This is a genomic window from Pedobacter psychrodurus (assembly GCF_032678585.1).
GTDB classification, from domain to species: Bacteria; Bacteroidota; Bacteroidia; order Sphingobacteriales; family Sphingobacteriaceae; genus Pedobacter; species Pedobacter psychrodurus_A.
In genome coordinates this window covers 107,982-123,821 of sequence record NZ_JAVTSN010000020.1, presented here as the reverse complement: position 1 = coordinate 123,821, position 15,840 = coordinate 107,982, and the positions used below count along the sequence as shown (strand labels likewise).

9 protein-coding genes are annotated in these 15,840 nt (G+C 39.0%); 2 read left to right on the top strand and 7 right to left on the bottom strand.

Translation table 11 applies throughout. The features are described 5' to 3' along the window. From R2S57_RS14775 to surE, 5 genes are all read right to left on the bottom strand, one after another. A partial coding sequence (locus R2S57_RS14775; protein WP_316845724.1) for a RagB/SusD family nutrient uptake outer membrane protein occupies nucleotides 1-1,659 on the bottom strand: 1,659 nt, incomplete at its 3' end. Between the two features lie 10 nt (nucleotides 1,660-1,669). Next, the gene (locus tag R2S57_RS14770) at nucleotides 1,670-4,852 is read right to left on the bottom strand and encodes a SusC/RagA family TonB-linked outer membrane protein (protein ID WP_316845723.1); all 3,183 of its coding nucleotides are present in this window, start codon (nucleotides 4,850-4,852) and stop codon (nucleotides 1,670-1,672) included. A 366-nt stretch (nucleotides 4,853-5,218) separates the two neighbouring features. Continuing rightward, the gene (gene lpxB / locus R2S57_RS14765) at nucleotides 5,219-6,325 is read right to left on the bottom strand and encodes a lipid-A-disaccharide synthase (protein ID WP_316845722.1); all 1,107 of its coding nucleotides are present in this window, start codon (nucleotides 6,323-6,325) and stop codon (nucleotides 5,219-5,221) included. Between the two features lie 150 nt (nucleotides 6,326-6,475). Then, on the bottom strand, nucleotides 6,476-6,748 hold the full coding sequence (locus tag R2S57_RS14760) for a stationary phase survival protein SurE (RefSeq protein ID WP_316845721.1): 273 nt from the start codon (nucleotides 6,746-6,748) through the stop codon (nucleotides 6,476-6,478). 12 nt (nucleotides 6,749-6,760) lie between these two features. Then, nucleotides 6,761-7,600, bottom strand: a complete 840-nt coding sequence (gene surE / locus R2S57_RS14755) for a 5'/3'-nucleotidase SurE (protein ID WP_316845720.1) — start codon at nucleotides 7,598-7,600, stop codon at nucleotides 6,761-6,763. A gap of 224 nt (nucleotides 7,601-7,824) precedes the next feature. Here surE and R2S57_RS14750 point away from each other — a divergent pair, with 224 nt between their 5' ends. Further along, nucleotides 7,825-10,758 carry a M16 family metallopeptidase gene (locus tag R2S57_RS14750; protein ID WP_316845719.1) on the top strand — a complete coding sequence of 978 codons (2,934 nt, stop codon included), beginning with the start codon at nucleotides 7,825-7,827 and terminating at the stop codon, nucleotides 10,756-10,758. Between the two features lie 566 nt (nucleotides 10,759-11,324). On the opposite strand, the gene R2S57_RS14745 is transcribed toward R2S57_RS14750, so the two are convergent. After that, nucleotides 11,325-12,377, bottom strand: coding sequence for a glycoside hydrolase family 130 protein (locus R2S57_RS14745; RefSeq protein ID WP_316845718.1), 1,053 nt, complete (start codon nucleotides 12,375-12,377; stop codon nucleotides 11,325-11,327). 64 nt (nucleotides 12,378-12,441) lie between these two features. After that, nucleotides 12,442-12,627, bottom strand: coding sequence for a CsbD family protein (locus R2S57_RS14740; RefSeq protein WP_029276197.1), 186 nt, complete (start codon nucleotides 12,625-12,627; stop codon nucleotides 12,442-12,444). 197 nt (nucleotides 12,628-12,824) lie between these two features. Between R2S57_RS14740 and R2S57_RS14735 the strand changes: the two genes are divergently transcribed. Further along, entirely contained in the window at nucleotides 12,825-15,833 is a 3,009-nt protein-coding gene (locus tag R2S57_RS14735) for a TonB-dependent receptor (RefSeq protein ID WP_316845717.1), read from the top strand. The last annotated feature ends 7 nt before the right edge of the window (nucleotides 15,834-15,840 follow it).

Below are 15,840 nucleotides of genomic sequence, written 5' to 3'. Positions count from 1 at the left end.
GTTTTGGGTGAGTTTCGCATTTAAGTCTCTCTGTTGTTGTGGAATTGGATATAAATTCCTGAATGCTGAGGATGGGCTATGGTCCCACCACTGAGTAGTAGTAAATTTACCGAAACGGATCAGATCATCTCTTCTAAACCCTTCGAAAATAAATTCTCTTCCTCTTTCTGCCAAAAGCTCATCTAAAGTTAAGGTAGAGGTTGTATAAGCATGACTTGGCCAGGTTGCGGCAGTATAGGCTCTCTTTTTAACATCGTTAATTAAAGTAACAGCCTCAGCAGTAGCTACCCCCCCGTTTTTGCGCATTATTGCTTCTGCTTTGGCAAAATAAATCCAGGTCAAGCGATAAATGTTCCAATCGGTATTGTTATAATTTGGATCAGGCTGAACCCTAACAGTGTCGGTTCCGTTAAGCGCAAAGCCTGCAATCGAATTCCCTAATCTGTATTTGTTAAAACGCACACCACTATTTTCTTCCCCTTCGCTCATAGTAGAAACAACAGAGTTTTTTGAATTTTTTTGGATATTATCAACAAAAACCAGCGGTTTACCTGCATATTCTACCGTTCCTAATACCGGCTCTTTAAGATTTGCAAATTTAAATTGTGGGCCAATCAGCAACCATTGTTTCTTTCTTTGATCATCATTATCATATTTGTTATAAACATTCGGAATCACTACTACACCATCATTGCCGTTTCTACCACCACCATAAATGTCCTTTTGTGCAAAGTGGAAAAAATCTGCGGCAAAACCAGGCTCAAAATTAGCACGTTTATAATCATAAGCGACTGAAAAAATCACTTCTTTTGATAGATCGTTAGTGGTATTAAACTGACTTAGAATATCATTATCTAAAGCCATAGCGCCATTCTGGCCTCCGCCCTGGTTAGTGATCAGTTTATCGGCAGCGGCAATACAGTCGTCCCAACGTGGAGTACCTGTCCAGGCTTCAGCATTAAGATACAGCTCTACCAACATGGCATAACCACCTGCCTGACTCATCCTACCAAGCATCTCTCTTGAAAGTTTTGGTGTTTTCTCAATATTCTCTTTGATCTCTTTTTCAATAAAATCAAACACTTCTTTTCTGCTTGATGTTGCAGGATAATCTGAAGTTGGCACAGTACCTATTGGTACGCTGAGGCTAATAGGGATATTACCAAATAAATCCATCAGCTTTAAATAATGGAACGCCCTAAGGAGCTTCAATTCCGCAATATAGGAGTCTTTCTCTGCCTGGGTAATTCCCATTTGCGAAATACTTCTGTTTTCTAGATTTTGTATTGGGCTATTGCACAATCCCATCCCCCAGTACATCAGGTTCCAGGCATTATTATAACCATCTTCATCAACAGTCCAACTATGATAGTGTAATCTTTTCCATTGGCCTCCATCTTCACCGTGCGGGCCTTTGGTTGGCCAGGCCAGCTGATCGGCAGAAAGTTCCGCCATGCGCCACCAACCATTTTGGCCGGATGGGGTAACCCAGGCATTGGCATGCGTATAGGGACGTAATACTGCAGATAAAACCTCATTTTTATTGGTATAGAATACATCTGCAGGAATCTGATCGTAGGCATTTTCATCTAGTTTAGTACAGGAGAAGCCTAGTCCTACAAGTACAAACAATACTATATATTTTAAATTCTTTTTCATGATATTATGTTTAAAAGCCAAGATTTAGACCGAACAAGAATGACCTTGTACTTGGGTAAGCATTTCGATTATCAACACCTGGACCTAAGCCAGAATCGAGTACGAAATCCGGATCATTTCCGGTATAACCTGTAAGCGTAACTAAATTTTGCCCGGTAGCATAAACCCTTAAATTACGGATCAGCTTGGTTTTGAGCTTAAAGTTATATCCAATTGTAATCTCATCGATTTTAAGGTTTGTTCCATCTTCAAGATAGTAATCAGAATACTGATAGGTATCGTTGATCTGGCTAAACTTGTCGAATGCAGAACGCAAATAGTTACTTCCTTTGATAGATGGATTACCGTATGAGAGTGCGGTGGTATTTAAGATCTGATAATCGAATTTTCCTCTTACAAACATTCTGAAATCCCAGTTTTTATAAGCTAAATTCGCCGTAAAGGATGCGTAGTATTTTGGTATGGCATTACCGATATGTGCCAAATCGGTTAGATTTGGGTCTTTTGAATAATTGATCTGGTCGTTGTGCACGGCGACACCATTTCTATTATAGAATAACCATTTTCCTGCTGCATCGAAGCCTGCAAAACGTTTGCCCCAAAATTCGCCTAGTGGTGCACCCTCATAAGTGGTGATTGCACTGCCCAAAGCACCTGCGCCACCTATATCACCAAACGTTTTATATTTAACATCAAAAACATCGTTTGAGTAACTCACCAATTTATTGCTTAGTGTGCTTCCTGTAAAATCCATGCTAAAAGTCAAATCCTTTGTTTTGATGGCTTCGTAACTCAATGCCAACTCGATACCCTTTGACGAAATTGTACCTACATTCGCATTAATACCAGCTAAAACATAAGGTGGCTGAGGCGTAGTATATAGGTCTAACAAATCTTTAGTTGTACGATCGAATACATCTAGGGCACCTTTAAGTTTGCTGTTAAACAAGGTAAAATCAGCACCAATGTTCAATTCTCTTTTGGTTTCCCATTTCAGATCAGGATTAACATTGGTTGTTGGACCATAAGTTTCGCGATATGATCCATCTGGATAGATATATCTACCACCACCACCTAGAACTACTCTTGAGGCATTATTTGAGAAACCAGAGTTACCTGTTACTCCATAACCCGCACGTAATTTTAAGTAGTTAACCCATTTAATATCCTTCATGAAATTTTCGTCAGAAATGTTCCATCCAACCGAAACCGCTGGAAAATCTCCCCATTTATTGTTTATACCAAAACGGGATGAGCCTTCATGTCTTAAAATCAGCTGTAATAAGTATTTATTATCGAAAGCATAATTGATCCTTCCAAAAAAAGCGATCAAGGTATTGTCGTTTTTAAAACTGGTTGCTGTTGCTCTGCCGTCTGTTAACGCAATACCAGTGGTTAAGTTATCCTCATGGAACTGATCATTGATAAAACCCCTGTTACTCGCCGATTGGCCTTCTTCTACATTATACCGATAACTATAACCTGCTACGGCAGAAATTGAATGTTTTTCTTTAATAATGGTATTGTATTGCAAGGTAGGTTCGAAAGCAAAAGCCTGCGATAAGAAATTCCCTTTACTCGCATAACCACCTCCAGGATAATCTGCATCTTCTACCGAACGTTCGGAAAAAATAGATGCCCATGCCCCATCGGTGTAGCTATCGCGTTGAACAGATCCAAAAACTGATCCCTTTAAACCTTTAGCTAAGTCGATATCCGCTTTAATATCTGCCGAGCTTGTTTGTTGCTGTCTTTTACTGCGTTCTTGCTGTAATCTGGCATATTGGTTCGTACTTTGGTTATCAAAATAATAGGTACCGTTTTCATTATAGATCCGCTTGGTTGGATTTTTTACCAGTTCTTCTTCCCAACCGCTGCCACCTAATGTATTTGCATTGTTAAAGTTCGAAGCTAGGTTCATTTGAATATTCAGCTTATCGTTAAAGCCTTTCTGGTTAACATTTAACCTAACAGTGTATTCTTTCCTTCCATTCTCTAAACCAATACCCTGTAAATCGCGGTAGTTTAAACTTGCACGGTAATTCGTATTATTGGTACCGCCTGATAATGAAAGGTTATGGTTTTGTGATAAGTTATCCTTATTGACCAAACTTCCGTATAAATCTTCACTTCCACCATAATCTTGTGCATCTAAAGCTCCGGAAGTAATTTTTTGTCTAAATTCATCTGCCGTTAAAAAATCTAACCTGTTTTGGATGTATTCTTTTCGGAAATAAGAGGAGTAATTAAATTGTGGTGCTCCTGGTTTTCCTTTTTTAGTGGTAATCAAAATTACACCAGCATTTGCACTGGTACCATAAATGGCGGCACCAGAACCATCTTTTAACACATCGACTGATAAGATATCATCTTGTTGCAACAAATCTGGGTTTCCGCCCGGGATACCATCAATTACAAATAGCGGACTGGAACTTCCTGTTACGGTTACCGCCCCCCTAAGTTGTACGTTTACTCCAGAATTGGGATTTGATCCGCTCGTTCGGGTGAGGTTTAAACCTGCTACTTTACCTTGTATCAGATCAAGCGGACTACGGGCACCACTTTGCCGAAATTGGGCGGTATCTACGTGTGCCACAGAAGACGTAACCTCTTTAGTCTTCAATGTTCCATAACCCACCACCACTACATCACTTAAATTTTGTGCTCCTGATGGCACCAAACTTACCGTTAAAGGTGTGACTCCATTACCCGCGGGAAGAGACTTGGATTGATAGCCGATATAGCTGAATACCAGTACATCGGTTGGCGAAGTTACATTGATGCTGAACTTACCGTTTTCCTGGGTTACACTTCCACCAGTTTTGCCTTGTATTTTAATCCCAACACCGGGTAAACCTATTTTTTTTTCATCTACAACAGTACCGGTAATCGTTTTTTGACCTGCTGTTGCAGGAGCAGCCGTAGCCGAAGGTGCTGGAGTTCCAGCTGCTGGCACAGGCGCCGGAGTAGTAACCGGACGTGCGCCACCCAAAGGATTCGCAGGAGCTTTAACCGTATCGGCAGGTTTTGCAACTGGTACTTTTTTGGTGGTGTCTTGTTTTTTAGTTGTGTCTTGCTGAAAATAATAGCGGTTAAAATTGATTTTTTCGCTCTTAATTTTTGCAAACAACTGGGGGCTTGAAAGTAGGACCAGGCATAGAAATCCTGATATCCTGAGTAAAATGTTTCTCATGGGCACTCACTAGTTTAGTTTATAATTAGTTACGCAATGCGGCCAACCTTTTTACCAAATTAATAAGAGCAAGGAGATTAATCAGTTAGAGTTAGGATTTCCGCAAAACGATTTAGTAACGCCTTAAACAGCATATTGTTTTAAAAAAAACAAAAAAAACTTAAATTGTTACGTTAGCAGATAAAATAAACCTTTACTAATAAATCAGGAAAATGAGCAATTCCATATCAATGTAATCATGCTAGATGAGAAAAAATGATGGCTTGAATGCCTTACATTATTATAAATCGTCAGCTTTTTATGAGGACTAAATAAACCAAAACTATTATGCTTTTACAAGCCGGGCAAACTCTTATACCCAAGTGCTTAGACCTTTAATTTTTCGACAATGAGTTTGGCCGTTTTTGCAGAAGCTCCTGGTTTTCCCATGAGTAAAAGCAGCTCATCGTACTGATTTAACATCTCATCCCTACCCGCTCCTGCCAGGATCATTTTAAGTTCTTCGTTTACTTTTTGGGTATTGCAATCCTCCTGAATCAGTTCGGTTACAATCTTCTTATTTACGATGAGGTTAACCAGTGAAATAAACTTAATTTTCACCAACATCCTGGCAATGGCGATTGAGATTGTTCCACCTTTATACACCACCACCTGTGGTACTTTAAACAAAGCAGTTTCTAATGTAGCTGTTCCTGAAGCTACAATTGCAGCATGGGCATGGTGCAATAAATTATAGGTATTGTTAAAAAGAAGCTGAACATTTTTATCTCCTGTAAACTGGCGGTAATAACTTTCGGAAAAAGTTGGCGCCGCCGCAATGGCAAACACATCATCAGGATAATTTTCGGTAATGCTTAACATTACCGGGAGCAGGCGTTCTATTTCCTGTTTGCGGCTACCGGGCAATAAGGCAATGATTTTTTGATCACCCAATTGATTTCTCTCACGAAAGTTTACATCTGGTGTAAATTGGGCAATTTCATCCAATAATGGGTTACCCACATAATCAACTTGCATGCCCCACTCTTTATAGAAATCTACTTCGAAAGGCAAAATGCAAAACATATGATCGACTACCTTTTTTATTTTCAGTACCCGTTTCTGGTTCCAGGCCCAAACTTTAGGCGAAATATAATAACAAACTTTTATACCGTTCGCTTTTGCAAATTCAGCAATTTTTAAGTTAAAGCCTGGGAAATCGATCAGGATCAGCACATCGGGTTTCCATTGTAAAATATCTTCTTTACAGGCTTTAAGATTTCTAAAAATGGTCCGCAAATTTAAAATCACCTCAGTAAAACCCATAAAAGCCATATCGGCATAGTGTTTAACCAGCTCGCCTCCCTCAGCTTGCATTTTATCACCTCCGAAATACCGAAATACAGCTTCGCCATCCTCAGTTTTTAAGGCTTTCATCAAGTTGGCGCCGTGTAAATCGCCTGAGGCTTCTCCGGCTACGAGGTAATATTTCATATTTTTTGATGTTATAATTAAACCGTCATTGCGAGGAGGAACGACGAAGCAATCTTTTATTAATATTTTATTTCTTAATTCTTCGTTGTTCAAAGATTGCTTCACGCCATCTCACAATCCTCTTCTTCAGTTCGCAATGACGCCTAAGAATTAAAAGACTTTATATGCAAAAAACACAAAAGCGCATACAAATGTTGCAGCCAATATGCCTCTTCCGATATTTTCTTTATTGCATTTAAAAAAGTATTGCATGGTATAAGCGTTTATCGCAATACCACCGATATATAACAAATCGGCTTTCGCAAGGTAAGTAACATGGTGAATAATATACCAGGCAATTGAACAACAAATTGCGGGCACAAGCAAACCAATACCCAAACCAAGCCATACCGAATTGTTTAATCTTTTTAACCGATCATTCATAACAACAATCAATTAACCTAAATTAATGCCGTCTGGTGCCGAAACTTTAGTAGTTGCAGACTTCGAATCAGTGTCGCCAATAAAATCCCAACTATTTAATGTTTGTATGGCATGATGTGCCGTTAAATCGAACTGGACCGGAACGATAGAAATATAATTATGCTCCAATGCCCAAACATCAGTATCTTCACCTTTATCGAAATTTTCAAAAACACCTGTTAACCAATAATACGGACGTTTATAAGGATCTGTTCTTTCATCAAATTCTTCCATCCACTTGGCATTGGCCTGACGGCATATTTTAACACCTTTTAAATGATCGCCTTTTGGGAAATTAACATTCAATAAAGTTCCTTCGGGCAAACCATTGGCTAAAACCTGCTCACAGATATTTTTAATATATTTTTTGGTATGGCTAAAATCGGCATCTGCAGCAAAATCATCTAAAGAGAAACCAATAGAAGGAATTTTTTCTATTGCGCCCTCTACCGCAGCAGACATGGTACCCGAATACAACACATTGATTGAATTATTTAATCCATGGTTAATTCCGGATACACAGAGATCAGGTTTTTTACCCTTAAAAATCTTATTCACAGCGATTTTCACACAGTCGACCGGAGTTCCGCTGCATTTATACATTTCAACACCATCATAAAGCTCCACTTTATCAAAACGGATCGGTTTACCTATGGTAATGGCATGTCCCATCCCACTCTGTGGACTGTCTGGTGCAACAACTACCACATTACCCAACTCCTGCATTACTTCCATTAAATTTTTAATACCTGTAGCTGTAATGCCGTCGTCGTTTACCACTAAAATATTCGGTTTTGTGCCCTGCTTTGTCATGCCGGTAAAAATACAGATTATAAATTCAAGGCACAATAAAGCACGATTTATGTGCAAAAATCATTTATTCCTAGATTTTTAGTTTCTAAATAAAAAATATTTTCATTCGGTCGCAGAAAGCATATATATTTGAATAAATAACTTATTAAAAATGAAAGCTGTATTTGGATTTTTTCTATAACTACCAGATACCCACTCATTACCATAAAACCAAACCCAATTCAATGAAATTCAAACTATTTACTTTGGCTTGTTTTCTGATTACAGGTTCTTTAGCAAAAGCGCAAACAACCTATCAATGGAAAACAGGAACTTCAGGTGGCTTTACGTACAAATATGTAACCAACGACCCGACCAAAACACGTTTTTATACCTTAAAAAACGGTTTAACAGTAATTTTATCGCAAAATAACAAAGAGCCTAATATTACCTATAAAATGGCCGTAAGAGCAGGTAGCAATACCGATCCGCGCACCAATACAGGTTTGGCACATTATTTAGAGCATCTTTTATTTAAAGGCACAGACAAATTCGGAACCTTAAATTACGCAAAAGAAAAGCCATTGTTGGATAAAATCGAGGCGCTTTACGAAACCTACAACAAAACCACCGATCCGGCAAAACGTAAAGAAATCTACAAAGAAATCGATAAAACTTCGGGCGATGCATCTAATTATTCTATCGCAAACGAATACGATAAAATGATGAAATCGATCGGAAGTAACTCTACAAACGCACATACTTCAGTAGAAGAAACCGTTTATGAGGAAGATCTTCCATCTAATGCCATCGATAAATTTTTAGCCGTACAGGCCGAACGTTTCCGCGCACCTGTTTTCCGTATCTTCCACACCGAACTAGAGGCTGTATACGAAGAGAAAAATATCGGTATGGATAACGATGGACGTAAAATGTACGAGAAAATGTTATATGCTTTGTTTCCAACACACAACTACGGACAACAAACTACCATTGGTACCATTGAACATTTAAAAAACCCATCGTTAGTTGAGATCAGAAAATATTACAACAAATATTATGTGCCGAACAATATGGCCTTAATTATGAGTGGCGATATTAACTATGACGACCTGATCAAAAAAATCGATAAAGATTTTGCCTATATGGTTTCAAAACCATTGTCGCTTTACAACCCTGCTCCAGAAAAACCTTTAACTCAGGTTCAAACAGTTGATATTTACGGTCCGAGTGCCGAAAACCTATATGTAGCTTACAGAGGTTTTGCACAAAATACCCACCAAAGTTTATTGCTGGATTTAATCGGAAGCATTTTGGCCAACGGTAAAGCGGGTTTAATGGACATCAACATCAACAAACAACAAAAAATGTTGCGTGCCGGTGCAGGTTATAACTCCATGAAAGATTATGGAATCTTTATTTTATCTGGTTCGCCTAAAGCCGGACAAAGCCTGGAAGAAGCACAGAAATTATTGTTAGAACAAATAGAACTGCTTAAAAAAGGCGAGTTCGACGAAAGCCTGATTAAAGCAACTGTTGCAAACATCAAATTGGCCGAGTTGCAAAGTTTTGATAATAACGATGTTCGCGCAGATTTCGCCATGAATGCCTTTATCCAAAACCGCGGTACGGAGTGGGATAAAACCTTAGCTTCGACCGATGCAATGGGCAAAGTAACCAAAAAGGAAATCGTAGATTTTGCCAATAAATTTTTCATCAATGATTATGTTTCCATCTTAAAACATAAAGGTGAAGACAAAAGCATTGTTAAAGTGGAAAAACCAGCTATCACAGCTGTAAAAACCAACGTTAATGAGGTTTCTCCATTTACAAAAGACATTATTGCTGCTCCGGTAAAACCGATCGCTCCGAAGTTTTTAGACTATACCAAAGACCTTAATTTTGGTAAAGCAGGTATTGCTGATGTAATTGCGGTTCAAAACACGGAGAACGGAATTTTCCGTCTGGGTTACCGTTTCGACATGGGTTCTTACAATTATAAGTTATTGCCATATGCAGCTCAATACCTGTCTTTCTTAAGTACGGATAAATATTCTGCTGAGGATATCAGCAAGGCTTTTTACAACATTGCCTGCAGTTATAGTGTTAACGTGGGTACTGATGTAACCACGGTGTCGATCAGTGGTTTACAGGAAAACTTCGATAAGGCCGTTGCACTTCTTGAAGACGTACTGGCACACTGCAAACCAAACGAAAAAGCTTTGGAAGATTTAAAAGGCCGTTTGTTAAAATCTAGAGATAATGCGAAATTAAATAAATCATCAATTTTAGGCGGTTTAATGAGTTATGCACAGTTTGGTGCCGATAATCCTTTCAATTATGGATTAACCAATGATGAGATCAAGAATATGAAATCAGCTGATCTGATTTATATCTTACATAACCTCACCAATTACAAACACACCATTACTTATTACGGGCCTAAAACTTTAGCAGCGTTTTCTGCTGATATTGTTAAAGCACACCCATTGGCAAAAGAATTTACCGATGCTGCGCCGATCAAGAAATTTGTATACACCAAAACCGATTCGAACAAAGTTTACTTTGCCGATTACGATATGGTGCAGGCAGAAATCCGTTGGGTACGCAATGGCGGCTTATACGATCCAACTAATGCGGCAAAAATCGCTTTATTCAACAATTATTTTGGTGGTGGCATGGGTTCTGTGGTATTCCAGACCATCCGCGAATCTAAGGCGCTTGCCTACTCTACTTTTGCCGTATATTCTTCTCCAAATACCAAAGAGAAAGAGAATTCGATTATCGCTTATGTAGGTACACAGGCCGATAAAATGAACGAGGCCGTTGCTGGAATGAATGAGTTGCTAACTACGCTACCAGAATCGGATAAATCGTTCGATTTGTCTAAAGCCAATTCATTAAATGGTATCGAAACCAGCCGCATCACTAAGGATGGAATTATCTATACCTATCTGGCTGATAAAAAATTAGGTTTCGACCACGATTCAAGAATTGATGAGTACGCCAACTTAAAACCATTAACTTTTAACGATGTAAAATCTTTCCACCAGACCAATCTTTCGGGCAAACCTTACAGCTATTGTATCGTTGCTTCTGAAAAGAAAATCAACATGGCTGATTTAGCAAAATTTGGTCCGGTGACTAAATTGAGTTTAGAGCAGATTTTTGGATACTAATAAGGTTGAGGGCAGGAAGGTAACCCTGATCCCTTAAAATCAAAATTACAAGCGATTCTCGGAAACGGGGGTCGCTTTTTTATTTAGTTCATTAGCCATTGGTTCATTGGTCATTAGTAACAACGTGATCCAGAAACAAATTGTGCTCTTCGTGTCTTAGTGGTAAAAAAGCAAACATCTTCTGTGCTAATCCGTGCTTCCCTGTCTGAATGACAAGGCAGGCGTAGCAGTAAGTTCATTAGCCATTCTTTCATTGATAGCAGGGCGTAGAAACAAATCCTGATTTGGATTGGGAAAGCAGGGTTCCGTAGATTTTTTTAGTGTTTCTTCCGGCTTTCTGTTGCGATCTTTTTTGCCCAACACTTATGCTTAGCCGCAAAAAGGATCTCCACTTCAATCCGGTTTAAAAACGAGATTTTGTGGTATTATTTGGGGCTGTAAAGTGATAAAAACCACTCCGGACTATTTAATCGGTTAACTGACTCCAAACTCTCAACTCCAAACTCCCATCTTAGACCGGTTCATTTGTTGCATCATGTAGAAAAAACAAATTGTGCCTTTGTGTCTTAGTGGTAAAAAACCAGTGCCCCCAAAATTTCCTTTATCGAAAACCTGGCTCCACAAACAAATTCATCGGCGGCGCCATAATAAATGGTTAACTCATCCCCTTTAACAATATGGCCATTTGTAAACACCACCTCACCGAAGAAACCATGCAACTCATAATCAGTGCTTGGCACCATAATAGGCGCTTCGGTTCTGGCCAGTACTTTCGATGGATCATCCAAATCCATTAAAAAAGCGCCCAGACAATACTGGTGTTTTTCGTTTGCACCATGGTATATTTCGAGCCAACCACCTGCAGTTTTTATGGGTGCAGCACCTGCGCCAACACGGGCACTATCCCAAAGGCCCGGTCTGGTTTTAACAATACATTTGTGTTTACCCCAATGGATCCCATCAGGAGATTCGGCCAGCCAGATGTAGTTGCCGCCCAAAGCAACACTACTCGGACGATGAAGCGCATAAAATTTGCCCTTGATGCGTTCCTCAAATAAAGCACAATCTTTATTATGCGGTGGAATAATCATTCCATGATTCTGAAAAGTTTTCCAATCCTTCGTGGTACGCATGCCTACGCCAACGCCATGCTCAGATACTGCAGTAAAAGTTAAATAATAAGTGCCGTCAATCAAGGACACGCGACAGTCTTCGATACCAAAAGTTTCATCCTCTCCCTCACCTTGTAACAAAGAATAGCCATCAGGCTGATAAAAATGTATACCATCATCACTACAAACCAATCGTAAATGCGATAAGGTGGTTAAGTAGTCGGCTCCTTTATAATTGATCACTCTTGGATCGGTTGCATCCAGATGCGGATCGTTTTCTGCGATTGCCATAATTTCTATCCCACTGCCCTTTAATACCGGAAACGAGATTAAACCTTCTTTTTGTTGAGGTCTTTCCGCCACGCGGATGAGCAACCAGATTTTACCGTCAAAGGTAAAAACACCTGGATTTAACAGGCACTCGATTTCCAGTCCGGCCCTGCTGGGGATTAAATCTTTAGGAGAAAGTATAGGGTTTTGGGGAAATCTTTGGGCAATATCGGGCATAAAAATTGTTTTAAAGCAAACAGGCGGCCAAATTGACCGCCTGTTTTTTTTTATAGAATTGATCTTATAATGAGTTGATCCATTTTACGAGTTCATCTCTTCCCTTGCCTGTTTTCTGTTGCAATTTCCCCAACAGCTCATCGTCTTGCCCCTCTTCGTGTTTTAAATCATCATCAGTTAAATCGGCGTAAGCTTGTTTAACCTTTCCTTTTATTTCATTCCACTTTCCTTTTAATTCTAACTTATCCATGCCCGTATTTTTTGGTAATAAATCATATAATTCTTACATCTATCAACACTTTTAGCCACTTTTTGTTTTGATGTAAGCCTCACTAACCAAATAACAAGCAGATTATTTCCTATTTATCAAGGTTTTAAATAAATTTTTAAGTATATTAATGTATTATTTTACAAAAATCAAACATTACTAACTAAACTATCCATTTGATGAAAAAATTACTACTCAGTATGCTTTTGTTTCTCGGTTTAATTTCATTTGCTTTCGCACAAGGCAAAGTAATTACCGGGAAAGTAACATCAGCCTCCGTACCAATTCCAGGCGTTAGCGTATTCGTAAAAGGTTCACCAGCCAACGGTACACAGAGCGATGCCTCCGGTGCTTTTAAATTAACCGTTGCAGATGATGCCAAAACACTCGTTTTTAGCTTTATCGGTTACAAAACCAAAGAAGTGCCCATTACCGGGCAAACCATTAACATCAGTTTAGACGAGGAAAACAATACCTTATCGGATGTGATTGTGGTGGGTTATGGTACACAGAGTAAAAGAGATGTAACGGGATCTATTGCCAGGGTAACTGCAGAAGATTTTAAAGATAAACCGATAACAACTGTTGAAAGCGCATTACAAGGTAAAGCACCAGGTGTTTTTATAAACTCTAGTAGTGGAAAACTTGGTCAGGCCTTGCAGATTCGGGTGAGGGGTATTTCTTCTATATCTGCAAGTAATCAACCTTTATTTGTTATTGATGGGGTACCTATCGTGAGTGAGGCATTGGGAACATATACCGAAGCTGATAATCCGCTTGCGGCCATTAGTCCTGATGATATCGAATCGATGGAAGTGTTAAAAGATGCCGCATCTGCGGCAATTTATGGCGCAAGAGGATCGAACGGAGTCGTATTGATCACTACAAAAAAAGGTAAGCAGGGTAGAACCAACATTGATTTTGGCTATTATGCCGGATTTAGTGACCCAACCAAAAAAGGCGAGTTTTTAAATGCCGATCAATACCGTCAATTATTGGACGCCTCATTTAAATACAATAACTATGATGACGGCGATTATGCCAATGCAGCCGAAATGTGGAAAGATTATACCGGTACTGATGATTGGACCAGTAATAACAACACCAATTGGGTTAATGAAGCTTTTAGGAGAGGCCATACACAACAGTATAGCTTAAACATTAATGGAGGTGATGCAAAAACCAGGTTTATGCTATCAGGAAACTACAATAACAATGACGGAATTATTGTTAATAACCGTTATGTACGTACTGGTGGCCGATTAAGCTTAGACCATACCGTTTCGAAAATTTTAGAGGTTGGAGGTGCTGTAAATATATCCAAAGTAGATAATTACCGTATTCCTACAGATAATGCCTTTTCTAACCCTTTACAGTTAAATGCCTTACCTCCAATTCAACCTGTACGAGATGCATCAGGCGAATTAAATGGTTCTACCGTTTACTATAACAGCTTAATCGATTATGAAAATGGTAAGAATCTATCAACCACGTATAGAACTTTCGCCAATGCTTATGCAAGTTTAAAAATCACACCCGATTTGGTTTTTAGAAGTGAATACGGATTTGATTTCAACAATTTGGAAGAAGAGCAGTTTTTAGGCTCGAAAACACAGGACGGTGGGAGTACAGGAGGTTCTTCTTCAGATTACATGGCCAAATCCATAAACTTTAACACAAACAACACCCTAAACTATACCAAAACTTTTAACGAGAAACATAACCTAAATGTATTGGCGGGTTTTGCATTCCAGGACACAAAATTCCGCTATTCATCGGTAACGGGAACTACCCTTCCATCAGATAATTTTACCAAGATTGCAAGTGCAGCGGTAATTTCTGCTGGTGCATCTTCAGAAACAAGACACACTTTTGTGTCATATCTGGCCAGGGTAAACTACAAATATGAAGATAAGTATTTGCTAAGTGCTTCAATCAGAACAGATGGTTCGTCAAGGTTTGGCGTAAACAATAGATACGGAACTTTTCCTGCAGTTTCTGCTGGCTGGATTATCAACCAGGAAGAGTTTTTAAAATCCAGCAATTGGTTAAGCTTATTAAAACTTAGAGGAAGTTATGGTTTAACAGGTAATGCAGAAATCGGCGATTTCGCTTCTCGCAATCTGTACCGTGGTGTTAATTACGCGGGCATTGGTGGGACTCGTCCAGACCAGTTGGGAGATCCTAATTTAAGCTGGGAAAACACAACCAATTATAATGTAGGTTTAGATTTTGGATTTTTATCCGATCGGATTTCGGGTACCGTCGAATATTATAAAAAGAAAACAACCGATTTATTATTAAATGCGCCAATTGCTGCAACAAATGGTTTTTCTTCCATTACGAGGAATATTGGCGATATGCAAAACAAGGGATTTGAATTCTCATTAAATACCAGAAATTTTGTTGGGGAGTTTAAGTGGTCTACCTCCTTCAATATTTCCTTTAACAGAAATAAGGTTTTACGTTTGGTTGATGACCAACCGATTTATCCTGGAGGAAGATTTTTAGGTAGAATTGCCGTTGGAGAGCCATTGGGTTATTTTTATGGAAAAGCATACGCCGGCGTAGATGCGGCGAATGGCGACGCCATTTATTATGTTGATGCATCAAGAACAACAACGACCAGTGATTATGCTGCTGCTCAAAACCAAAAACTTGGTGATCCAAACCCTAAATTCTTCGGCGGTTTTGGAAATCATTTCTCTTTTAAAAATTTCGATCTGGATATTCAGGCGCAATTTGTTAGTGGTAATGATATTTATAATATGGCAGGTGTTTTTCAATCAGCAAATGGCGATTATTTTGATAACCAAACCATTGATCAGTTAAATTATTGGACACCGACCAACACGATAACCAATATTCCACAGCCAAGGTTTGGTGAAGGAAATGGAACAGATCCATCATCCAGATGGATACAGGATGGGTCATACCTCAGGATAAAAAGTGTAGTTTTTAGCTACAATATACCCAAAGCATTTGCCAACAAATATAAACTTCAAAATGTAAAACTCTTCGCCTCGGCACTAAACCTATTTACCATAACAGGCTATAATGGCTACGATCCTGAAGTAAATACACCCAGTGGTGGTTCTCTCCAGTCTGATAACATTCAACTCGGTCACGATTTCTATACCCCGCCACAAGCAAGAACCATTACTTTCGGCGTAAACATTGGCTTATAAAAACATT